This window comes from Pseudofrankia coriaricola (genome assembly GCF_032027725.1).
In the GTDB taxonomy this organism is placed as follows: domain Bacteria; phylum Actinomycetota; class Actinomycetes; order Frankiales; family Frankiaceae; genus Pseudofrankia.
The window spans coordinates 16947-37974 of the sequence record NZ_JASNFO010000080.1 but is presented as its reverse complement, the minus strand read 5'-3'; the positions used below and the strand labels follow the sequence as shown (position 1 = coordinate 37974).

Genomic DNA, 21028 nt, shown 5'->3' with positions numbered 1-21028 from the left:
GGTGAGGACCTGCGCCCCGGGCAGGCCATCCCTGGGATGACCGAGGCGCGGCGGGCCGGCTGGCCGCCACCTGCATACCCGCTCGCCCCGCTCACAAGCCCCGCCCCCCGGGACGTTGATCGCTCTACGCGGCCCCGCGCGGTGTGATCTCACCCGCGGTCACTGTGATCCGCGGCGGCGACGAAAGACCGAACTACTCCGTACGCAGGCCGTCCGGGCGCATGAGGCGGTAGAGCACGGGCAGGCTCGCCGCCGTCGTGCCGAGGACGACGGCGGCGGTCGCGACCGAGATGGTCGCGATGTTCGCCCAGTCGAAGCTCGGCGGCAGGCCGACCATCCGCAACAGCGCCGCGCCGAGCCCCATCCCCAGGCCGACCGCGAGCGCCACCCCGAGCACCATCGGCACCCCCGCCTGCCAGAGGACGGACGCCGCCAGGGTGCGCCGCCTGGCGCCGAACGCCACCAGCACCGCCAGCACCCGGCGCCGCTCCCGCAGCTGCTCGACCATGGTCACCAGCAGGCTCGCGCCGACCATGCCGAGCACCGCGGCGATCCCGACATACATCGACATCCGGATCTGGCCGAAGATCGGGTCGACGACCGTGCGCTCGAATCCCAGGACATGCGCCAGCGGGTCGACCCGGGCGGCGGCCACCGCGACCTTGTCGTAGGCGTCCGGCTCATCGCGGTCGACGTCGATGTAGCCGTAGGGGACCAGCGTGTCGAGGAGCTCCGGGCCGACGGCGCGCGGGGTGGTCAGCACGAGCGTGCTGACCGGCGCGTCCGGACGGGTGGCGACGACGCCCGCCCCGGCGGGGATCACCCAGGCGCGGCCCGCGTCGGACAGGCCGGCCAGGTAACCGCCCGCGCGCACCTGGGTGCCGGGACCCGGCAGGGCGGCGGCCGACGGCGTGCGGGCTGTCGGGTCGGCGAGCTGCTCGGGGCTGATCACGGGCGGCGCGCCGCCGCTCGAGGAGGCGCCCGGGACCGCGAGGAAGGTGTCGCCGTCGGCGCAGCTGGGCAGGGTGGCGAGCCGCCTCAGAGAGGCGCAGTCGGCGACCGCCAGGGTCGCGGACAGCTGGCTGTTCGCCTGGTCGCCGCCGATCGGGGCGACGGTCGTCATCCCGCCCGAGGCCCACGCCCACACCTGGCGCGCCGCGGGCACGGACGCCAGTGCCCGCCCCAGGTCGGCGGCGGTCGAGCCGGGGGAGCCGGTCTCGACCATCAGCCTGGTCACGCCAGGACTCTCGCCGCCCGGGCCGAAGCTGACGCGGCGGGTGAACCGGTCCTCGGCGACGGAGAAGACCATCTGCAGCGCGATGGCGCCGGTGACGGCGACCGCCACGGCCGCGACCGCCCGCACGGTCGTCGCGCTGTCCAGCTGCAGCCGGCGCACCGCCAGCTGCCAGGCCAGCGGGCCGGGGCCGAGCCGGCGCACGGCCGCGTCGAGCACCCACGGCAGCAGGACGGTCACCCCGACCAGGACCAGCACGACGCCGGCGGCGAGCTGGGCCTGCTTCCCCCGGCCGAAGACCTCCTCGCCGCCCGCGTGCAGGGGCAGCAGCAAGGCGATGCCGACCGCGGGCATCGCCAGCCGCCACCACAGCCGCCGCCTCGTCGTCGGGGCGAGGCGCACCACGCCGAGCGGCTCGATCACCACCCGGCGCAGGGAGAACAGGGTGATCGCGACCGCGCTCGCCGGCACCGCGACGAGGACCAGCGCGGCGAGTGCCGGGCTCGGCCGGATGTCGCCCGCGAACACGCCACTGCCGAACAGCGTGACGCGCTGCGCCAGCGGGCGCCCGGCGGCGAACAGCGCCACGCCGGCGGCGCAGCCCGCGAGCGCGCCCGCCAACGCCCCACCGGCCGCGATCCGCCGCGCCATCCCCGGGTCGGCGCCGACGAGCCGGACCGCGGCCAGCTGCCGGTCACGCGCCTGCGACCCGAACCGGACGGCGGCCGCCGTGAACGCGCCGATCGGCAGCAGCAGCACGGCGACGATCACGATGATGAGCATCGTCAGCACGGCCGGCACCGACGCGTCCCGCTGGGGGGCGCCGAAATGGTCGATCCGGAACCCCTGGCCGCTACCCGGCGCGGCGTCCGGCCGCCGATCCCGCGGCTCCCCGATGTAGACGTACAGCTCGTGGGGACCGGCGAGCCCCGCCGCGCCGATAACGCCGACCCGCTCGAAGGGCAGCCGCGCGGCGAGCAGCGCGCCGCGTGGCCCGTCGAGCAGCCGGGCGAGCGCGGGGGACACCATCATCTGACCGGGGCCGGGCAGGGCGGACAGGCCCGGTGGCACCGGCGGGTGCGCCCCGTCCGGCCGCACCACCAGCCCGACGACCACCTGGCCGTGCGTGGTGGTCTCGTACGGCTCCGCCACGACGGTGGTGTCGCTGGGGGCGAGCGGTCCTCCGACGAGGTAGGACGACGGGTCACGGTCGGCGCGCCGGTCGTCGCGGGCGCCGAGGATCGCGGGCGTGGACGCCGCGACCAGCAGCAGCGCGACACCGAGCCCGACGCCCACGCCCGTCATCGCGGTGCGCAGCCACGCCGACGGCCCGCCGGCCAGGGTGAGACGCGCCCCCAGCAGCAGCTGCGCGAGCGACGCGCGGGCCCTGCGCCCGGCCGCGGCCCCAGTGGTGGTCGCGGTGGTCCTGGTCACGACGGGGGCGTTCATCCGGCCAGCGACCTGGTCCGGCCGTCGCGGACGACGACCTCCCGGTCGGAGTAGGCCGCGACCCGGGCGTCGTGGGTGACGAGCACGACCGCCGTGGCCGCCTCCCGGGCGGCCTGGGTGAGCAGGCGCATCACCTCCTCGCCGTTGAGCGAGTCCAGCGCCCCGGTCGGCTCGTCCGCGAAGATCACCCTTGGCTCGGTGACGAGCGCCCTGGCGACGGCGACCCGCTGGCCCTGCCCGCCGGACACCTCGCCGGGCCGCTTGCCGGCGACGTCGTCGACGCCGAGCCGCGCCAGCTGCGCCCGCGCGCGCTCGCGGGCCGCGCGGCGGCCGACCCCGCCGAGACGCAGCGGCAGCGCGACGTTCTCCGCGGTGGTGCGGGGGGGGACGGGCTGCCCCCTCCTCACCCCCCCCCCCCCCCCCCCCCGCCGCGGCCCGCCCCCCCCCGCCTCCGACATCGCCGACAGCCGCCGCGTCCCGTAGTGGACCTCGCCGGCGTCGGGGCCGATGATGCCGGCCAGGCAGTGCAGCAGCGTCGACTTGCCCGAGCCGCTCGGCCCCATCAGCGCGACGATCTCGCCCGCGTCGACGCGCAGGCTCGCCCCGTCGAGCGCCGGCGTCGCCCCAAACCTCTTGCGCAGCTCCACGGCGGCGAGCAGGGCGCCTGACGTTCCCGAGGGGTCCGCCGGCCCGGCCAGGCCCACCCTGGCCGGCCCCGTGCCTGGCGCGCCGGCCGACGCCGCGGACGCCGCGGACGCCGCCACGGCGCGGGCGGACGGGTCGCGGGGGGTCATGGCCGGGCCTCCTCGGCCTGGGGCGACCGGATCGCGTTCCGGAGCGCGTCCAGCCGGGCGGCGGTCAGCTCCAGGAAGCGCAGGTCGGCCTCCAGATGGAACAGTGCGTGGTCGCAGACGAGCTGGTCGGCGAGGTCGCCGCCGGTCTTGCGGCGGGTGAGCGTGCGCATCGCCGTGAGGTGCTCGGCGCGCTGCCGGTCGAGGACGTCGGTGGCGCTGCGCCCGGTGAGCAGGGCGACGACCAGCTTGGTGTACAGCCCGCTGTGCAGGTACAGGTCCGGCCTCTCCGGCTGGGTGAGCCAGTGCTCGACGTCCGTGACGCCCGCCTCGGTGATCGCGTAGCGCTTACGGTCCGGCCCGTCGCCGGGCGTCACGCCGTCGACCTCGACCAGGCCGTTCTTCAGCAGCCGCGACAGCGTCGCGTACACCTGCCCGTAGTGCAGCGGCCGATCGTGCCCGAACCGTTCGTCGTAGCTGCGCTTGAGGTCGTACCCATGGCGCGGCCCGGCTTCCAGCAGCCCGAGCAGCGTGTGGCCGATCGACATGCGCAGGACTATACATGGCATGTATACATGCCATGTATACCCATGCTTCGGTCGTCGGGGGAGGGCGGTCAGGGGAGGGTGAGGACGCGGGGCCCGTCGTCGGTGATGGCGACCGTGTGCTCGACGTGGGCGGCGCGGCTGCCGTCGGTGGTACGCAGCGACCAGCCGTCCGGGTCGGTGCGATAACGGTCCCGGCCGCCGGCGAGCAGCATCGGCTCGATCGCGAGCACCAGGCCGGGGCGCAGCGGGAAGCCGCGGCCGGGCGGGCCGTCGTTGGCGACGTGGGGGTCCTCGTGCATCCGCCGGCCGATGCCGTGCCCGCCGAACCCCTCGGGTATGCCGTAGCGCTCCCGCCGGCAGACCCGGCCGACCGCGTGCGAGATGTCGCCGACCCGGCCGCCCGGGCGCGCGGCCGCGATGCCGGCGGCCAGCGCCTCCTCGGCGGCGGCGATCAGGCGCAGGTCCGCCGGGTGCGCGGTGCCGACGGTGAAGCTGGTCGCGGCGTCGCCGGTCCAGCCGGCGAGCTCGGCGCCGCAGTCGATGCTGACCAGGTCGCCGTCGCGCAGCCGGTAGCCGTCCGGGATGCCGTGCACGATCACGTCGTTGACGGACGCGCAGAGCACCGCCGGGAACGGGGTCGGAGCGAACGAGGGCAGGTAGCCCTTGAACGTCGACGTCGCGCCCGCGTCGGCGAGCACGCGCGCCGCGGCCTCGTCCAGCTCCAGCAGGCTGGCGCCGACGTGCGCGGCCGCCCGGGCCGCCCCCAGCGCCCGCGCGACCACCTGCCCCGCCGCCCGCATCGCCGCGATCGCCGCCGGTGACTTCAGCTCGACCATGCTCATCTCCTCCATCCCGGGCCGTGCGCCGCCATTCCGGCTCGTCTGGTCCGGCTGGTCCGGGTCTTGGCCCGATCTCGCCCCTGTGTGGTCCCGGTCCGCGCAACGACGCGGTTAACGACCCCAATAACTATCCCGGTATTATTATCACGGGACTAGGATGCTGCGCATGGTGCGGACACCGCTGACCAGCCATGAGCGCGCGCGGGGCGAACGGCTCGGGGCGCTGCTGCGGGCCGCCCGCGGCGAGCGCAGCATGGTGCGCGTCGCCGAGCTCGCCGGCGTGTCGGCCGAGACCATCCGGAAGATCGAGTCCGGCCGGATCCCGACACCCGCGTTCTTCACCGTCGCCGCGCTCGCCACCGTCCTCGGCATCTCGCTCGACGAGATCGCCGCGGCCTGCGCCAGTCCCAGCGGCGTCGCCGACGCCCTCGACTACGTCGCCAGCCGCATGTCCGCCTGACCCCGGCGCACCCGCGTCGTGGCCAGGCGCCGGCCGACGCCGCGGACCGGCGGGCAGGGCGGCGTTCGGCGCTGTCCGGCTGGTGACGTTCCGGCGCGGCGGCGGCGCCGGAGCCTAGGCTTCGCGCATGCGGATCTTCGACGATCTGGAAGCCGAGCTGGACGACCTCGACCGGATCCTCGGCGGCCTCGACCAGGCGTCCTGGGCGGCACCCTCGGCGGCGGCCGGCTGGAGCGTCGCCGACGTCGTGCTCCACCTGGCCCAGACCGACGAGACGGTGGTCGAGACCATCGCCGCCGGCCCGGCCGGCGCCCTCCGGTCCGTCGGCGGGGTCGACGAGACCACCTCGGTGGACGAGGCGATGGACGCCTGGGTGAGCCGCGAGCGGGCGGATCCCACCCAGGTATACGCCCGCTGGCGCGCGGCCAGGACCGCCGCCCTCGAGGTGCTGCGCCGGGCCGACCCGGACACGCCGGTCACGTGGGTGGCGGCCCCGCTGCGACCGGCGGCGCTCGCCACGACCCGGCTCACCGAGCACTGGGCGCACGGCCTGGACATCACCGAGCCGCTCGCGATCCCGTTCCCGGACACCGACCGGCTCCGCCACGTCGCCTGGCTCGCGCACCGCACGCTGCCGTACGCGTTCGCGTCCGCCGGTGAGCGGGCGCCGGCGGTCCGTTGCGAGCTGACCGCCCCGGACGGTGTCACCCGCTGGGAGTACGGCCCGGCCGACGCCGCCTGCGTGGTCAGCGGCCCGGCCGGTGCCTTCTGCCGCGTCGCCGCTCGCCGTCTCGCCCCCGAGTCCTCGGGGCTGGTGACGCACGGCCCCGACGCCCCCCGCGTTCTGGACCTCCTGCGTACCTACGCGCTCTGACCCGCGCCCGTGCCCTGAGACACCGTGGTCGACCACAGATTGCGCGGCGGCGGTGGGACTTACAGCGTTGTCCACGCTGTTGACGGCCGGGCCGCACCCGAAAAAGAATCTTGATGTGTAAGCCGGAGGGTCCGGTCACGGTCCGCGCCAAGGCAAATGCGCGGGCTGGGCGCGGAGAGTGACCAGATAAGGCGGGTGCGTGGACCATCGCGCGACGCGCCGCTACCGGGTCTGTGACCTGCGCGATGCCACGGGGTGGGACGTGCCACCGCGGCCTCAAGTCACCGCGAAACGTACCCTCGAGATCTACCTGGCCGTTACCGTGTCGACACATGGAGCTGGAGTACCAGCGGCTGTACCTGCCGCCGTGGACGGACCGGCGGACGGCGCAGACGGTCCTGACCATGCATGCCGAGTTCGGAGGCTGGGAGCTCGAGCGGCTGCGGCTGCTCCCCGACGGCTCGCGGCGCGTGGTGCTGCGCCGCCGCCGACGGCCGGGCAGCCTGCCCGGCTACCTCCCGACCTGACCGGACCTCGCCCGAGGTGGAGCCGCCGGGCCGGGCACAGGCCCGGCCCGGCACTGACTAAGGCACGTATGCCAGCGTGAACGCCAGCGTGGCGTAGACCGTCATCAGCGTGGCCGAGGCCGCCAGGGCGAACGGCCAGACGGTGCGCCGGCCGAGCGCGAGCGCCGCGACCAGGACGAACGGGAACGCGCCGAACACGTAGCGCTCCGAGGAGTCCAGGTTCGAGCCGGTGAACACGGTGAGCAGCACCAGCGCGCACCAAACCGAATAGCTCGCCGGCAGCAGCCGGGTCATCAGCACCAGCGCGACCAGCGCCACCAGCAGCCACGGCACGTGCAGCCCCGTGCCGACCTCGCCGTGGATCGTGCCCTGTGCCGCGTCCCACAGCACCGACAGCGGGTTGCCTGCGGCGCCGTGGCGGGCCGCGTCGCGCTGCATGGTCAGCGGCGCCAGGCCGTCGTGGTACGTCGCCGCGGACCAGGCCACGTAGATCGCGGCGCCGGCGGCCGGGGCGACGACCGCGCCAAGGCGCGGCAGCCACCAGCGTGGGCTGGCCGAGCGCGGCCCGCGGGCCGCCTCGATCGCCATCGGCGCGACCAGCAGCAAGCCCAGCGGCCGGCACAGCCCGCTGAGGAGCCCCGCGAGCGTGGCCAGCCCGAACCGCCCGGAGCGGGCGGCCAGGAACGCCCCGATCGCGAGCAGCATCGCGGGCGCCTCGGCGTAGCCCATCGCCAGCACGAACGCGGGCGGGGCCAGCGCCGACAGCCAGATCACCCGGCGGATCGCCGGGTCCGGGAACCCCTCGGCCCGGGCCAGCCGGGCGAGCAGGACGGTGAGCGCGAACGCCAGCGCGTTGACGACCACCAGCAGCACCGCGTCCTGGCGCCCCGCGAGGCCGGGCAGCGCGCACAGGCCGCGCACCAGCAGCGGCAGCAGCGGGAAGAACCGGCGGCTCTCCTCACCGGCGCCGCCGTAGCCGTGGGACGCGATGCTCTCGTACCAGCCGGCGTCCCAGCCGAGCAGGCCGGAGTGGTCGAGCCTGCCGCCGTTGTCGGCGACCGAGCCGGCCAGGAAGTGGACGAGGCCGAGCGCCGCCGCGACGACGACCCGGCCGGCCACCCAGGCGGCGGCGGCCTCGGGCACGTACCAGCGGGCGAGCCGTCCGCCGCGGGCGACATCGGGAGCGACGCCGTCGGACAGGCCGAACCGCTGCCGGGCACCGGAGCTGCCGCGGGCGGCCGCCGGGTCGGCGAGCACGACCAGCATGTTGTCGATGTCGTCGGTGTAGCGGCCGGACCGCTCGGCGTCCCGGCGCATCGCCCGGTGCGCGCCGGGGCCCCGCCGCTCCACCGGCCGTGCCGCCGCGGGCCCGTACGCCTCGAACCGGGGCCCGGCCGCGTCGCCGGCCCCGTCCCGATCCGGGAAGTCGGCGGCACCCACGTCGCCCGCGCTCGACGGGGCGGCCCTGGTGGCGGCGCCCGCCGTCAGGGCGAGCCGCCCGCCGGCCGGCTCCGCCGGGGCGGTGCCGGCCGCGGCTGGCACCGCCCCGGCGAGTCTCGCGGGGGAGGCGTCCAGCCCCGGCGCGGTCTCCTCGCCAGAGGACGGGGACCTGGCGGGCGGTCGTGACCCGGCCGCCCGCCCATCATCCGGCGTGTCGGTCATGCGGGTGGGAACCGGACGAGCTGGTAGTTCTCGTACACCTCAGCCGGCTTGCCCTGCTCCATCTCCAGGCTGGGTTTCGGCCGCTTGTTCTGGATCTCGGTCTGGATCTGTAGGCAGAGCGTCTCGTAGGTCCGGTAGCCACCGGAGTCGGCCATGAAGATCGTGTGGTCCTTGCCTGCCTCCGCCAGCGCCCGCTCCGCGAGCTTGACGCCGTCGGCGGCCTTGTTGCGCTCCTCGTAGTCGACCCAGTTGACCCGGTCCGGCGGCCCCCACGTCGGCACGAGGTGGACCTTGAGACCGGCCGGGATCGTGCGGGCCAAGCCGGGGCCGAGCTGGTCGGGGCAGATCAGCAGGAGGTCGCCGGGCTTGGCCTCCCGCTTGAGGATCGACGCCACGTCGGTGGCCTGCGTGCGCTGCATCTGGACGTCGGTGTAGCCGCCGATCACCCCGGCCAGAGCGCAGACCGCGACGGTGCACTGGACGAACCGCTTGTGGCGTACGACCGTCGCGCCGAGGCCGACGACCAGCAGGAACGGCACGAACGCCGTCGCCGTGTACCGGTCGGCCCAGGCGTTGCCGACGACCTTGCCGGCCGTGACGGCGACCAGCAGCGTCATCGTGGACAGCAGGAACAGGGTGCGCCCCGGTTCCCCGCCGCGCAGGTCGATCAGGACGAACCGGCCGCCGAGGCCCCGCCCGGCGATGCCGAGCGCGACCAGGCAGGTGATGAACAGCAGCAGGATCCGGCCCACGGTCGACGGGCCGCCGGCCCACTGGCCGTAGGCGTGCGAGATGGCCGCGTAGGTCGCGGGCTCGCCCCACGGCGTGCCGGTGTGCGCCGACTGGAAGCGGAACTCGCTGAGCCACGGGGAGAACACGATCGCCCCGCAGACGATCCCGAGGGCCGCGGCGAACGCCCCGCGCCGCCCGGCGGCGGGGAACCGCGGCCGGGCGGCCGCGGCGGCGGCAGTGCGCGCCGCGGCACCGGCGGCCGAGTGGCGCGCGGCCTTCGCGGCCGCGGCGCCGGTCCCGGGCAGCGAGGGCGGGTCGGCGGCGACGCTGCCCGCCGGCAGGCCCGCGACAGCCAGGCCCTCGTCAACGGCGTCCTGGGTGGCCGGGTCGACGGACGGGCCGTCGTCCGGCCGCCCGGCGCTGGCCCGGTCGGCGTGGCCGAACAGGAGCTTCGGGCGCCACCACAGCAGGACCAGCCAGCCGCCGACCGTCAGCAGCAGGTAGAGGCACCAGTAGTGGGTGAGCGCGAGCGAGCCGGCCGCGAGCGCCACGTAGACCACCGACAGCGCCGTGGGCTTGCGCAGCGCCCGCTCGATAGCCAGGCCCCCGAGCGCGGTCAGCAGCACGATCAGGCTGTACATCCGGGTCTCGGTCGCGAAGCGCAGCGCGAACGGCGAGGTGATGTAGAAGACCACCGCGAGCTGGGCGGCCCGCTGCCCGACGACCCGGCGCGCCAGCAGGTACAGCGGCCAGACGGCGACCAGGTTGATGATCGCCGACAGCGCCCGCACCGCCGAGTTGCCGGCACCGAACAGGCTGATCCAGGCGTGCAGGATCAGGTAGTAGAGCGGCGGCGAGCCGTCCTCGCGCAGGCCGGTGAACATGGTCGGGCCGTTGCCCGTCAGCGGCATCTTGGCGATCGCGACGCTCTGCGCCTCGTCGAGCCACAGGTCCTGGCGGGCGGTGAACCGCACCACGACCGCGACCGCCAGGATCAGCAGCATCACGGCCTGGTAGATCCGATCCGCGCGCCCGGGGCGCGGCCCCGGCGTGTCGACCGGCTCGGGGATGCGCTCCGCCGGCCGGACCGCGACGTCCGTCACGGTCTGTCCTCTCCGTCCCTGTTCGTCGGGGGGCCTGAGCCACCCGAGACCTTCCACTCCCACCGCGGGGCGGGCGGGTCCATCTGTGGTCCCGTCCCGGCTTCCGTGCCAGCAGGAGGGTGTTTCACGGCACTCTCGCTGTTGTCCGTCTGCTGCCTTCGTTTGTCGGTCCGCTGCCTTTGGACCCTGCGTGCCCTGGTCCGCTGTGGTGCCGCCGTGGCCTCCAGCGGCGCCATGCTGCGCCCGGCAGTGGCTCTACCGAGGCCCGAGGCCCGCCGTCGAGGGGCAGGCAAGGTGGCGCCGCCGGCCGCCGGCCGGCGTGCGCGCCCAGTCTTTCACGGGCTGTCGGGGCGTACCGGTTCGCCCCTTGCGCCGTCTGTCCACCGGTCCATCTCGCCTTCCCTTGCGTACCAGTGGTGATCGTCTCATCGCCACGGGTCGATCGCCGCGTCGCGCGGTCCGCCGCACCGCGGCCGCCGCGCCGGCGCCCCGCTAGGTGGACGGCCGCGGTGCGGCGGACCGCCGTCCGGGCCCGTCTGGGCCCGTCTGGGCGTGGTCTGGCAAGGTGCGGTCATGGCCTCACCCGTCCGCGATGCGCGCGTCGTCACCCTCCGCGTGGCCCGGGGGCTTCAGCCCGCGGCCCGCCGGAGCCGGCATGACGGCTGACATCCCCGGCGCGGGTCGCGGTGACGTGGCCGGCGGCATGCCGGCCGCCGAGGCCGTCGGCACCGACGTGAGCGGCGGCGTGAGCGGCGGCGTCGAGACCAGCGCCGCTGCCGGGGCCGGGGCCGCCAACGCCACCGACGTCGCGACGACGGGCCCGCCGGCGCCGGGGGACGGGCCCACCGCTGTCGGCCAGTTCGGTGGCGGCGCCCAGACGCCCGAGGTGGCGCCGCCGGGGCGGTCGTCCGAGCCGGCGGCGGTCACGAGGCCGGTCGCGGGGCTGGTGGCCGCGTGGTGCGCGCTCGCGGTCGGGATCGCGGCGAAGGACGGCCGCTACGGTGGCTGGGCGATGTCGGCGGTGCTCGTCGGCTGGGGAGTGGCGGCGGTCACGGTCGCCCTGCTGGGCGGCAGCCAGGGCCCGGCGAGCTGGCTCGGCCGGCCCGTGCGGCTCGCCGCCCGCCGGCTCGGCCGGTCGACGCCATGGCTGTCGTGGCGGGTGACGTGGGCCGCCGTCGCCCTGGTGGTGGGCCTCGGGCCGGTGCTGCGCCACCCCCGTTACTACGGCTCCGGCGGGTTCGCCGAGCTCGCCGACTGGTGCTCGATCGCCGCGGGCCTGCTCGCCGCGGCCGGCGTCGCCGCGGGCCTGCTCGCCGCGCGCCCGGAACCCTGGCCGCCGGCCCCGACCTGGGGGCTTGGCGCGCTGCGCGGCCACCGCGTCTTCGACGCCGTGGTCGCCCTCGCGGCCGCCGCGGGGGTGGCGACGGTGCTCGCCGCGCCCGACCCCCAGATCGACGTGTTCCACCTGCTCCAGGCGTCCGCGCGCGGGCTCCCCGACGGCGTGAACATGTACCACCAGGTGTGGCTGACCGGCCGGCCCGGCGACCTGCACGGCGGGCTCGTCGACGTCTACCCCTACCTGCCGGCCACCTCGGTGCTGCTCGCCCCGTTCCGGCTCCTGCTCGGCGACGTCCGCTACGGGCTGCTCGCCGCGCTCGTCGTCGCGGTCTACGCCGTCCGGGCGCTCGGCCGGCGAGAGGCGCCGTGGGTGCCCGTCGTCCCGCTGCTGGTGCTGGTCTTCCCGGAGTCCTGCTACGCGCTGGAGCAGTCCTGGACGGAGCCGTTGCTGGTCGCCTGCCTGGCCGTGATGGTGTGGGCGGCGTGCGGTGGCCGGGGGGTGCTCGCGGTCGTCGCGTTCGCCGTGGCGCTGGCGAGCAAGCAGCACGTCGTCCTGCTGGTCCCGGTGGCGGCGGCGTGGCCCGCGTTCGGCCGGCGGCGCGCCGCAGCGGCCTGCGGGCTCGGTCTCGCGTTCGTGGCGCCGTGGGTGCTCGACGACCCGGGCGCGTTCTTCCATGACGCCGTGCGGACCAATCTCGGCTACTCGGTGCTCGACCACTCGCTGTCGGTGACCGGCTGGGCGCACCACTTCGGCGTCAACCTCGGCTTCGGGACGACCGCGGTGGCGCTGGTGGCGGCCTACCTGCTCGCCTGGCGGGCGCGGGGCGACGCGGCCGGCTTCTCCGCCGGCGGCGCGCTGGTCCTGCTGACCGTGGTCGAGCTGAACAAGCAGTCGTTCTTCAACCACTACACCCTGCCGATGGCCCTCCTGGTCCTGGCCATCGCCACCACACTGGCCCCGCCCCGGCCGGCCACCGAGCCTACTCAGGCCAGCCCGTAGACGTCGCACGGCTCTCACTGCCAGGAGGCCCCGTCGGGCGCACCCGTCAGACGTCGCACGGCTCTGACTGTCAAGAGGCCCCGTCGGGCGCACCCGTCCTAGACAACGCAACTCGGCCACCAGCCGTGACAGCGCATCGGCGCACTGCCAACGCGACCCATCTCTGGACCCCGCCCCACGCCGGCCCCGGCCGTACACCTCAGCCCCGAAACCAGGCCGGGAGGGCGCTCAGCGCCCGACAGGCGCCGCCGCGGGCGGTCGCGCAAGCGACCTTCCCGCAGGCGGCGCCCTATCGCAGGGTGGTGAAGCGTTCCAGCCAGGCGCCCTCGTACAGGGGCTTCTTGTTGACGAGGACGCTGCGGTCGCGGCGGACGCCGAGCTGCTCGGAGACCAGGCTGCACGAGCCCTCGAGGAACCGGTAGCCGTCGGCTCCGACCAGGAAGATCGCGTGGTCGGGGCCGGCGAGCGTGTTCAGGGAGCGGGCGAACTCGTCGCTGTTGGCCTGCTGCATCCGTGCGGCGTAGTCGACCCAGTCGACGAGCGCCGGGCCGGTGGAGTCCGCGTAGGCGACCTCGCGCAGGTCGGTCTCGCCTAGGCGGGTGAGCGCCCGGTACACGGCGGGGCCGAGTTGGTCGGGGCAGAACGCGACGACGTCGCCCGGCCTGGCCTGCTTGGCGATCTCCGCCGCTATCTCGCTCGCCTGGGTGCGCTCGGTCCGGGCCAGCTGGTAGCCACCGACGAGGCCCGCGAGCGAGGCGACGATCAGCACCCCGCTGCGCCAGCGCTTCGACGGCAGGATCGACACACCCAGCGCCGCGAGCATCAGGCAGGCGGGCAGCGAGATTCCGGTGTAACGCTCCGCGTACGCGCTGCCGCCGAACATGTTCACCACGTAGGCCAGCGTCAGCGGCGCGAGCCACACCGCGGCCAGGTAGCGGCCCGGCATCCGCCCGGACGGCTTCACGACCAGCTCGCGGCCGCTCGGGCGGCCGGTCAGGCCGATGAGCGCCCCGCCGAGCAGCACCAGGCCCAGCAGCGCCCCCGTCGACTGCGGGCCGGCCCAGTCGAACACCGTGTCCAGCAGCACCTGCGCCTGCACCCGCGGCGCCCACGGCGTCCCGGTGTGCAGCATCTGGAACAGGAACGACGGCATCCACGGGGCGAACAGCACGGCGGAGGCCGCCATCGCGGCGAACGCGCGCAGCGCTGGGCGGCGGTAGCGGGGACGGCGCCGCGACTGCAGCAGCAGGAACGCCGCCACCGTGAAGATCAGCAGGAACGTCCAGTAGTGGGTGTAGACCAGGGCCGCCGTCGCGAGCGTCAGTAATGCCAGCCGCCACGGCGACGAACGGTCCAGCGACCGGACGAGCGCGAGCCCGAACGCGAGCACCAGCAGGACGACCATCGAGTACATCCGGGTCTCGCTGCCGTAGCGGATCGCGTACGGGGAGCAGGCGAACAGCAGCAGCGTCGCCCGGGCGACCCGGCGCGGCGTGGCCTCGTCGCCGTTGCCGTACGCGGCGGCGAGCGTGCCCACCCGGGCGCCGGCGGCCCACGCCAGCGGCAGGGTCCCGAGCGACAGCACCCCGGACAGCGACCGCACGGCGACGTCCCCGTCGCCGAACATCTTGATCCACACGTGCAGCAGCAGGTAGTACAGCGGCGGCGCGCCGTCGTGGCGCAGCGCCGAGAGCAGGCCGCCGACCGGCCGGTGCGCGATCTCGACGGTGAGCGACTCGTCGAGCCACAGGTGGCTTGTCGTCGCGAAGCGCAGCACCCCGCCGACCAGCACCGCGGCCGCGATGAGCACGAGCGGCAGCCGTCCGCCCACCCGCGCGGCCAGCGGGCTTCGCCGTGCCCGGTCGCGCAGCCTCGCCCAGAGCGCCACCAGCCACAGGCCGACGCGGTGGGCGACGCCCAGCGGTCCTCCGGCGCCGGCGGCCGGGTCTCCGCCGGCGGTCCCGCCCGGCGCGCCGTCCGCCGGGCTGTCCGTATCGCTCTCGGGGGCCGTGACAGCCAAGAGGGAGCCTGTCTGCGCGGGGCCCGCCGTCGGGGCCGGCTCCCGGACGCCGGCGGCCGGGACGGAGGGGGCGGCCGACGGCGCGGGTTCCCGGTGGCGCGGCGGGCCGGGGTCGACCGGCGGCGCCTGGCGCGGGACGGTGGCCGTCGCCACGGTGTCCGCGGGTGGGTGGATCGACGCCTGCGCGGGGACGGCCGCGGCGGTCAGCTCCGGCGGGGCTGGTGCCGCCATCGAGGTGTCGTCGCCCGACGGGTACACGGTCGGGCTGGCGGATGGGTCGATGTTCACCCCACGGACGCTACCGAGGCCCGGGATAGACCAACGAGGCCGCCATCCCCGGCCGGTTCCGGTTGGTCTGGTGTCGCCCGCGGCCCGCCGGACCATGCGCCAGACGCCGCGCCCGGCGCCGCCGGTTCGCGGCCGCCCAGCCGACTGGTCGCGGCTCACTCGACGGACTCGGTCACGTGCCGGCCACCACCCGAGGGACCTGCCGTCGGCCCGCGGCGCCGACGCCCCCATCCGTTACGTCCTCGTCGTCGTCGTCCGGCTCGGTGGGCTCGCCCGCCTCGGCTCCGGCGAGCAGCGGCGCGAGCAGGGTCACCCGGCGCCGGCCGCCGGCCGTACGCACGGCCTGGCGCAGGGCCGGGCCGCCCACGCACACGATCGACAGGTGGCCGCGGGCCCGGGTGATCGCCGTGTAGACCAACGGGCGGTTGAGCATCCGGCCAGCCTCCGGTGGGAAGACGGTGACCACCGCCGGCCACTCGCTGCCCTGCGCCCGGTGCACCGTCACAGCCCAGCCGTGCCGCAGGTCGCCGAGCACGCCGGCCGGCACCTCCAGCGTGCCCCCGGGGAACGTGACGAGCAATCCACCGCGGTCGGCGAGCTTGGTGACCACCCCGATCTCGCCGTTGGCGAACCCGACGTCCAGATGGTTCGCCGTCGCGACCACCCGGTCGCCGACGTCGAACCCGCTGACCGCCCCCGGGCCCGGGTTGAGCGCCGCCTTCAGCGCCGTGTTGAGGGCGGCCGTCCCCGCCGGGCCCGCGTGCACCGGGGTGACGACCTGCACGTCGGCCGGCACGATCCCGAGGACCCGGGGGATCGAGTCGGTGACCAGCTGGACGACGCGGCGCGCCGCCTCACCCGCCGAGCGGGCCATCACGACGACCACCTCCCGGTCCGGGCCGCCCGCGGGGGGTGGCAGGTCGCCACCGCGCACCGCCGTCGCCAGCTGCGCGATCGCCCCGCCGGCGGACTGCCGGTACAGCCGGGAGAGCTCCGTGATTGGCGCCACGCCCGACTCGATCAGGTCGGTGAGCAGCTGGCCGGGGCCGATGCTCGGCAGCTGCGCCGGGTCGCCGACGAACAGCAGGTGGGTGCCGTCCGCGCAGGCCTCCACCAGGGCGGCGGCGAGCTCCGCGTCGACCATCGACGCCTCGTCGACGACGACCAGGTCGGCGTCGAGCGGGTAGTGCTCGCCGCGGGTGAACCCGCCGCCCCTGCCCTGCGCGCCGAGCAGCCGGTGCAGCGTGCTCGCCGGGGCGTCGCACAGCTCCTCGAGCCGCTTGGCCGCCCGCCCGGTCGGCGCGGCGAGCGCGACCTCGGCGCCCGCGGCGCGGGCGAGGCGGACGACGGCGGCCACGGTGCGGCTCTTCCCGGTCCCCGGGCCGCCGGTCAGCACGCTCACCCCGACGGCCAGCGCCGTGCGCGCCGCGGCGAGCTGCACCTCGTCAAGCCCGTCGGTCAGGTCCTCCTCGCCACCGCCCGGCGCGCCGGGCGCCGGGCCCGCGAGGACGGCGGGGCCGTCGTCGCCAGGCGCGCCGGCGGCGCTGTCGGTGCCGGCGGCGCTGTCGGTCTCGTCGCCGGCGTCGTCCGGCTGGCCGGTGCCCGTGCCGGTGCCGTCGTCGAGGCCGAAGTCGAGCTCGGTGGCCAGGTGTGCCGACGCCTGGTCGTCCTCGTCCCCGTCGGTGGGCCGGGCCAGCCCGCCGTCCGCGAGCGCCCCGGCACCGGCGCGCGGGCGGCGCCGCCCGCCCGGGCGCAGCGGCTCGGCGGTCACGGTGAGCCGTTCGATGCCGTCGGCGATGGCCTGCTCGGCCATCGCGTACCGCTCGAGGCTCATCCGGTCGTCGACGAGCACGAGGCGGCCGTCCCGGGCGGCGTCGGTGAGCGCCGCCGCCGGGTCGCTCACGCCTTCGCGGGCGGCCGCCGCCAGCACCGCCTCGACCGGCCCCGCCGTGTCCCCGGCGCGGGCGGCGGCCTTCGCGAGCAGGTGGATGAGCACCCCGGGCCCGCGCCGCGGGTCCTCGCGCCCGAGCCCCATCGACCGGGCCAGCCGGTCGGCGTGGGTGAGCTCGGCCTCCCCGCCGACCAGCAGCGCCCAGGGGTCGGCGCGCAGCTCGTCGGCCGCCTGGGCTCCCAGCTCGTCGCCGACCCCCCGGGCCAGGCGCACCGGCAGGTCGGCCGCGGCGAGCAGCTCGGCGACCTCGTACTTCCCGGAGGCGGCGCGGAACGAGTCCAGCAGCCGGCGTGCCCGCGGCCCGCTCACCCCCTCGACGGCGGAGAGCCTGGCCAGGTCGACGTCGGCGGGGCGGCGGATGCCCGCGCCGGCGAGCCGGGAGGCCGTGGTCCGCCCGAGCCCCGGCCACAGCCCCGCCGCGCAGAACGCGCCGAACAGAGGGTCGGCGAACGGGGGGTCGGCGGCCGGAGGCGCCTGGCCGGGGACCGGCGGGCGGTCGTCCGCCGGGGCCCCCACGGCGGCGGTGGCGAAGCCTGGCGCGCCCATGGTCCTCCGGGCGTCAGGGGCAGGGGAGGTCTGGTCCGGCATGCCCGAAGCGTAACCAGCCCCGGGCCACGTCCCGGTAGCCTGACCGCCGCCGCGCCGGGGTCGGTATGGGCCGTTTCCATCGCGGCCTGGGCCGCCCCGCGCACCGCCGGCCCACGTCCCGGCGCCGCCCCCGCCGGCCGCGGCTTCGTCCTCGCGCGCCCCCGTCCCGCGGGCCCTTGTGCCTCGCCGCGCCGGCGGGCCTCGGCCGTCAGGCGCCGGCGGAAGGGCTCACCGGTCGAGGATCTCGGCGTCGACGATCTCCTCGTCGGCGCCGCGGCGGATGGGACCGGTCGGGGGGGTCACCGGCGTGGAGTCGGTGGGGTAGAGCTCGCCGTCGAGGATGTCGGCCATGGCGGGACCGCGCGCGGCGCGGTGGCGGCCGGTGCCGGTCCGCGGCGCGGCCGGCTGCGCCGGGCCCCCTGCGCCCGCTGGGCCCCCCAGGCCCCCCGGACCCGCTGGGCGCGCAGCCTCGCCCGGCGGCGACGTCGTCGGACGCGGCGGCGCGGTGCGCGCCCCCGAGGCGCCGGTGGCCGCCCCGGGTGCCGCGCGCGGCGGAGGAGGAGCGGTGGGCGTGGGCGGAGCTGGGGCTGTGGGCGGCGACGGTGCGACCGGTGCGACCGGTGCGACCGGTGCGACCGGTGCGGGCGGTGCGGGCGGTGGGGCCGCGTCGCCCGGTCGGGCCGGCGGCTGCTCCGCGTCGTCGGGCGGCGCTTCGGCGCCGGCCCTGGCGAGGTCGGTGACCGCGCGCTCCATGTCGTCCGAGGCGACCAGGCCGCGCAGCCGCAGCATCGCGCCGAGCAGCTCGCCCTGCTGGCGGCGCAGGGCCTCCAGCGACGTGGCCGCGCGGGCGATCTCCGCCTCGAGGTCCTCGTGGCGCTCCCTGGCGAGCCGGCGCGCCTCGGCGACGGCGTCGGCGAGCAGCTTGCCAGCCTGTTCGCGCGCCTCCAGGGTGATCGGGTGGTGCGCCCCGGCGTCGCTGACCACCTCGTAGAGGGTCTGCTCGGCGACCAGCCGGGCCCCGGCGACGATCTCGTCGGCCATCTGCTGGGCGATCGTGAGTATCCGTCCGATCCGCTCGCCCAGCCGGGCCGCGGCGTCCAGGTCGTCGGCCGCGCGCCGGTCCCGCTCGTGGCGCAGCGCGGCCTCCGCCGCGGCCACCCTCGCCGTCAGGTCGCTGGAGTACCGCCACAGCGCGTGCATGTACCCGTCGACCTGCTCGGAGTCATAGCCCCGGGCGACGACGTCGAAGGCGGGCCGAGGCGCGTCGGCCCCGTCGTCGGGCGGGTCGCGGTGGTGCGGCGCCATATACCAGCCCCCTTACGTCTGCACCACGTCAAGGTCTACACCGAGTAGTGCGTCTACCAGCATCCGGGTAAGCGCCGGCGTGTCCGTGTCGTCCCCGCCCGGCGAGGCGTGGCCCGCGAGGGCACGGTCCGTCCAGCCGTCGACGGCGGCCAGCGCGGCAGGCGTATCCAGGTCGGTGCCGAGCGCGCCGCGCACCTCGGCGAGCAGGGCGGTGGCGCCCGGTACGGCGGGCAGGGCCGCCGCGGCCCGCCAGCGGGCCAGCCGCGCCTCGGCGGCGGCGAGCTCGGCCGGGGTCCATTCCCAGTCCTCGCGGTGGGAGTGGGCGAGAAGGGCGAGCCGGATCGCCGCCGGGTCGACGCCACGGCCGCGCAGCCGCGAGACGAACTCGAGGTTCCCGCGCGACTTCGACATCTTGTGCCCGTCGAGGCAGACCATGCCCGAATGGACGTACCGCTGGGCGAAGGGGTTGCGTCCGGTCGCCACCTCGGCGTGCGCGGAGGAGCACTCGTGGTGGGGGAAGACCAGGTCCGCGCCGCCGCCCTGCAGGTCGATCACGTCGCCCAGGTAGTGGCGGGCGATCGCCGAGCACTCGATGTGCCAGCCCGGCCGCCCCGGGCCGAACGGCGACGGCCAGCTCGGCTCGCCCGGCCGCTCGGCCCGCCACAGCAGCGGGTCGAGCGGGTCCTTCTTGCCGCGCCGGTCCGGGTCGCCGCCGCGCTCGGCGGACAGCGCGCGCATCGCCACGGCGTCCAGGCCGCTGACGTAGCCGAACCGGGGTGCCGCGGCGACCGAGAAGTACACGTCGCCGTCGAGGGAGTAGGTCGCGCCCGCGGCGGTGAGCTCGGCGACCATGTCCACGATCAGCGGCACCGCCTCGACCACGCCGATGTAGTGCCGCGGCGGCAGGATCCGCAGCGCCGTCATGTCGGCACGGAACAGGTCGGTCTCGCGGCGGGCGACGTCGACCCAGTCGACGCCGTCGCGGGCGGCCCGCTCCAGCAGCGGGTCGTCGACGTCGGTGACGTTCTGTACGTACCGGACCTGGTAGCCGGCGTCGCGCAGCACCCGGTTCACCAGGTCGTAGGTGAGGTAGGTGAAGGCGTGGCCCAGATGGGTCGCGTCATACGGCGTGATCCCGCAGACGTACATGGTCACCGCCGGCGCCTCGGCGCCTGCCCCGGCCTCACCGGGCAGGGCGGGGCCGACCGGCTCCAGCCGGCCGGTGGACGTGTCGACGAGCCGTGGCTGCTGGCCCCGTCCGGGCAGCGTGGGAACGGGACAGGCCGGCCAGCTGTGCATGTCAGCCAGCGTAGCCGGGCCCGGGACGCGCCTCGGGTGACTCCGGGCAAGCGCGATCAACGACTCGAACCGCCCGGATGTCGGCCCCGGTCGGTAGCGTGAGCACGCCCGGGCGCGCCGGCCCGGCTGGCTGACGAGGGAGGCACCCGGTGTCGACGGTGCTGCTGGTGCGCCATGGGCTCACCGCGCTGACCGGGAAGCTGCTGCTGGGCTGGACGCCCGGCGTCGGCCTGGACGAGCGGGGGCGGGCACAGGCGCGAGCGGTGGCGGCGCGGCTGGCGGGGGTGCCGCTGGACGCGGTCGTGAGCAGCCCGCTGGACCGCTGCGCCGAGACCGCGGCGCACATCGCGGCCACCCGGCCCGAGGGCGTGCCGCCTCTGGAGGTCCAGCTCGACGACCGGCTCGGCGAGTGCCACTACGGCGACTGGACCGGCCAGGAGCTCGCCACCCTGGTCAAGGACCCGCTGTGGAAGGTCGTGCAGGCGCACCCGAGCGCGGTGACGTTCCCCGGGCCGGAGGGGGAGGCGCTGCGCGACACCCAGGCCAGGGGGGTCGCGGCGGTGCGGGACTGGAACACCCGGCTCGGCAAGGACGCGACCTGGGTCGCGTGCTCGCACGGTGACGTGATCCGCGCGATCGTCGCCGACGCGCTCGGCATGCACCTGGACATGTACCACCGGATCACCGTCGACCCGTGCTCGGTGACGGTGATCCGCTACGAGGAGCGCCGGCCGTTCGCGCTGCGCCTCAACGACCTCGGCGGCGCCGTCGACGACCTTCTCCCCAGGCCGAAGGAGCAGGGGCAGCAGCAGGCCGGAGGCGCGAACGGCCAGGTGGCCGGCTCCCGTCCGGCCCAGGCCGACCCGGCCGACGACGACGCGGCGAGCGACTCGATCGTCGGTGGCGGCGCCGGCGTCGTGCCGCAGGTCTGACGCGCGGCGGGCACGGGCAGCCCTCGCCGCGTCGACGGCCCAGGGGCAGCCCCCTCGGCGGCCGGTGGGGAGCGGCGCTGGTCGGCGC

15 protein-coding genes are annotated in these 21028 nt (G+C 76.3%); 5 read left to right on the top strand and 10 right to left on the bottom strand.

The annotated features are described in order from the left end of the window. Window positions 1-193: 193 nt before the first annotated feature. The 4 genes from QOZ89_RS34780 to map all read right to left on the bottom strand — a co-directional run bounded on the left by QOZ89_RS34780 (window position 194) and on the right by map (window position 4858). Window positions 194-2683 carry an FtsX-like permease family protein gene (locus tag QOZ89_RS34780; protein ID WP_312628016.1) on the bottom strand — a complete coding sequence of 830 codons (2490 nt, stop codon included), beginning with the start codon at window positions 2681-2683 and terminating at the stop codon, window positions 194-196. Then, on the bottom strand, window positions 2680-3477 hold the full coding sequence (locus tag QOZ89_RS34775) for an ABC transporter ATP-binding protein (RefSeq protein ID WP_312628014.1): 798 nt from the start codon (window positions 3475-3477) through the stop codon (window positions 2680-2682). Before QOZ89_RS34775 ends, QOZ89_RS34780 begins: the two co-directional genes overlap by 4 nt. Continuing rightward, window positions 3474-4022 carry a PadR family transcriptional regulator gene (locus QOZ89_RS34770; protein ID WP_071050408.1) on the bottom strand — a complete coding sequence of 183 codons (549 nt, stop codon included), beginning with the start codon at window positions 4020-4022 and terminating at the stop codon, window positions 3474-3476. The genes QOZ89_RS34775 and QOZ89_RS34770 overlap by 4 nt, the downstream gene beginning before the upstream one ends. 68 nt (window positions 4023-4090) lie before the next feature. Next, complete coding sequence (gene map, locus QOZ89_RS34765) at window positions 4091-4858, bottom strand: type I methionyl aminopeptidase (RefSeq protein ID WP_071050432.1); 768 nt, start codon at window positions 4856-4858, stop codon at window positions 4091-4093. A gap of 169 nt (window positions 4859-5027) precedes the next feature. Here map and QOZ89_RS34760 point away from each other — a divergent pair, with 169 nt between their 5' ends. The 3 genes from QOZ89_RS34760 (at window position 5028) to QOZ89_RS34750 (ending at window position 6722) form a co-directional block, all read left to right on the top strand. Beyond that, entirely contained in the window at window positions 5028-5321 is a 294-nt protein-coding gene (locus QOZ89_RS34760; RefSeq protein WP_071050433.1) for a helix-turn-helix domain-containing protein, read from the top strand. Between the two features lie 127 nt (window positions 5322-5448). Beyond that, entirely contained in the window at window positions 5449-6195 is a 747-nt protein-coding gene (locus QOZ89_RS34755) for a maleylpyruvate isomerase family mycothiol-dependent enzyme (protein ID WP_071050409.1), read from the top strand. A 332-nt stretch (window positions 6196-6527) separates the two neighbouring features. Continuing rightward, complete coding sequence (locus QOZ89_RS34750) at window positions 6528-6722, top strand: DUF5703 family protein (protein ID WP_007518323.1); 195 nt, start codon at window positions 6528-6530, stop codon at window positions 6720-6722. Between the two features lie 57 nt (window positions 6723-6779). Here the strand turns inward: QOZ89_RS34750 and QOZ89_RS34745 are convergent, their stop codons facing one another. After that, window positions 6780-8384 (bottom strand): hypothetical protein, encoded by a 1605-nt coding sequence (locus QOZ89_RS34745; protein WP_312628008.1) that lies wholly within the window; start codon window positions 8382-8384, stop codon window positions 6780-6782. Further along, window positions 8381-10219, bottom strand: coding sequence for a glycosyltransferase family 39 protein (locus QOZ89_RS34740; RefSeq protein WP_312628006.1), 1839 nt, complete (start codon window positions 10217-10219; stop codon window positions 8381-8383). Before QOZ89_RS34740 ends, QOZ89_RS34745 begins: the two co-directional genes overlap by 4 nt. Before the next feature lie 655 nt (window positions 10220-10874). Between QOZ89_RS34740 and QOZ89_RS34735 the strand changes: the two genes are divergently transcribed. Further along, a complete protein-coding gene (locus QOZ89_RS34735; RefSeq protein ID WP_312628004.1) occupies window positions 10875-12557 on the top strand; it encodes a glycosyltransferase in 1683 nt (560 codons plus the stop codon). A gap of 289 nt (window positions 12558-12846) precedes the next feature. Here the strand turns inward: QOZ89_RS34735 and QOZ89_RS34730 are convergent, their stop codons facing one another. The 4 genes from QOZ89_RS34730 to mshC form a co-directional block, all read right to left on the bottom strand. Next, window positions 12847-14961 (bottom strand): glycosyltransferase family 39 protein, encoded by a 2115-nt coding sequence (locus tag QOZ89_RS34730; RefSeq protein WP_312628030.1) that lies wholly within the window; start codon window positions 14959-14961, stop codon window positions 12847-12849. 76 nt (window positions 14962-15037) lie between these two features. Then, on the bottom strand, window positions 15038-17362 hold the full coding sequence (locus tag QOZ89_RS34725) for an AAA family ATPase (RefSeq protein ID WP_083419046.1): 2325 nt from the start codon (window positions 17360-17362) through the stop codon (window positions 15038-15040). 270 nt (window positions 17363-17632) lie between these two features. Next, the gene (locus QOZ89_RS34720) at window positions 17633-18709 is read right to left on the bottom strand and encodes a hypothetical protein (RefSeq protein WP_312628000.1); all 1077 of its coding nucleotides are present in this window, start codon (window positions 18707-18709) and stop codon (window positions 17633-17635) included. A 12-nt stretch (window positions 18710-18721) separates the two neighbouring features. Beyond that, window positions 18722-20008 (bottom strand): cysteine--1-D-myo-inosityl 2-amino-2-deoxy-alpha-D-glucopyranoside ligase, encoded by a 1287-nt coding sequence (gene mshC, locus QOZ89_RS34715; RefSeq protein ID WP_312627998.1) that lies wholly within the window; start codon window positions 20006-20008, stop codon window positions 18722-18724. A gap of 149 nt (window positions 20009-20157) precedes the next feature. On the opposite strand from mshC, the gene QOZ89_RS34710 reads away from it, so the two are divergent. Continuing rightward, on the top strand, window positions 20158-20940 hold the full coding sequence (locus QOZ89_RS34710) for an MSMEG_4193 family putative phosphomutase (RefSeq protein WP_071050413.1): 783 nt from the start codon (window positions 20158-20160) through the stop codon (window positions 20938-20940). The last annotated feature ends 88 nt before the right edge of the window (window positions 20941-21028 follow it).

Bases quoted from the DNA above. Each gene is read 5' to 3' on its own strand.
- QOZ89_RS34720 (WP_312628000.1), bottom strand. From the start codon at position 18,709: ATGGCGCCGCACCACCGCGACCCGCCCGACGACGGGGCCGACGCGCCT.
- QOZ89_RS34755 (WP_071050409.1), top strand. From the start codon at position 5,449: ATGCGGATCTTCGACGATCTGGAAGCCGAGCTGGACGACCTCGACCGG.
- QOZ89_RS34735 (WP_312628004.1), top strand. From the start codon at position 10,875: ATGACGGCTGACATCCCCGGCGCGGGTCGCGGTGACGTGGCCGGCGGC.
- QOZ89_RS34730 (WP_312628030.1), bottom strand. From the start codon at position 14,961: ATGGTCCGGCGGGCCGCGGGCGACACCAGACCAACCGGAACCGGCCGG.
- QOZ89_RS34745 (WP_312628008.1), bottom strand. From the start codon at position 8,384: ATGACCGACACGCCGGATGATGGGCGGGCGGCCGGGTCACGACCGCCC.
- QOZ89_RS34775 (WP_312628014.1), bottom strand. From the start codon at position 3,477: ATGACCCCCCGCGACCCGTCCGCCCGCGCCGTGGCGGCGTCCGCGGCG.
- map (WP_071050432.1), bottom strand. From the start codon at position 4,858: ATGGTCGAGCTGAAGTCACCGGCGGCGATCGCGGCGATGCGGGCGGCG.
- QOZ89_RS34725 (WP_083419046.1), bottom strand. From the start codon at position 17,362: ATGGGCGCGCCAGGCTTCGCCACCGCCGCCGTGGGGGCCCCGGCGGAC.
- mshC (WP_312627998.1), bottom strand. From the start codon at position 20,008: ATGCACAGCTGGCCGGCCTGTCCCGTTCCCACGCTGCCCGGACGGGGC.
- QOZ89_RS34750 (WP_007518323.1), top strand. From the start codon at position 6,528: ATGGAGCTGGAGTACCAGCGGCTGTACCTGCCGCCGTGGACGGACCGG.
- QOZ89_RS34780 (WP_312628016.1), bottom strand. From the start codon at position 2,683: ATGAACGCCCCCGTCGTGACCAGGACCACCGCGACCACCACTGGGGCC.
- QOZ89_RS34760 (WP_071050433.1), top strand. From the start codon at position 5,028: ATGGTGCGGACACCGCTGACCAGCCATGAGCGCGCGCGGGGCGAACGG.
- QOZ89_RS34770 (WP_071050408.1), bottom strand. From the start codon at position 4,022: ATGTCGATCGGCCACACGCTGCTCGGGCTGCTGGAAGCCGGGCCGCGC.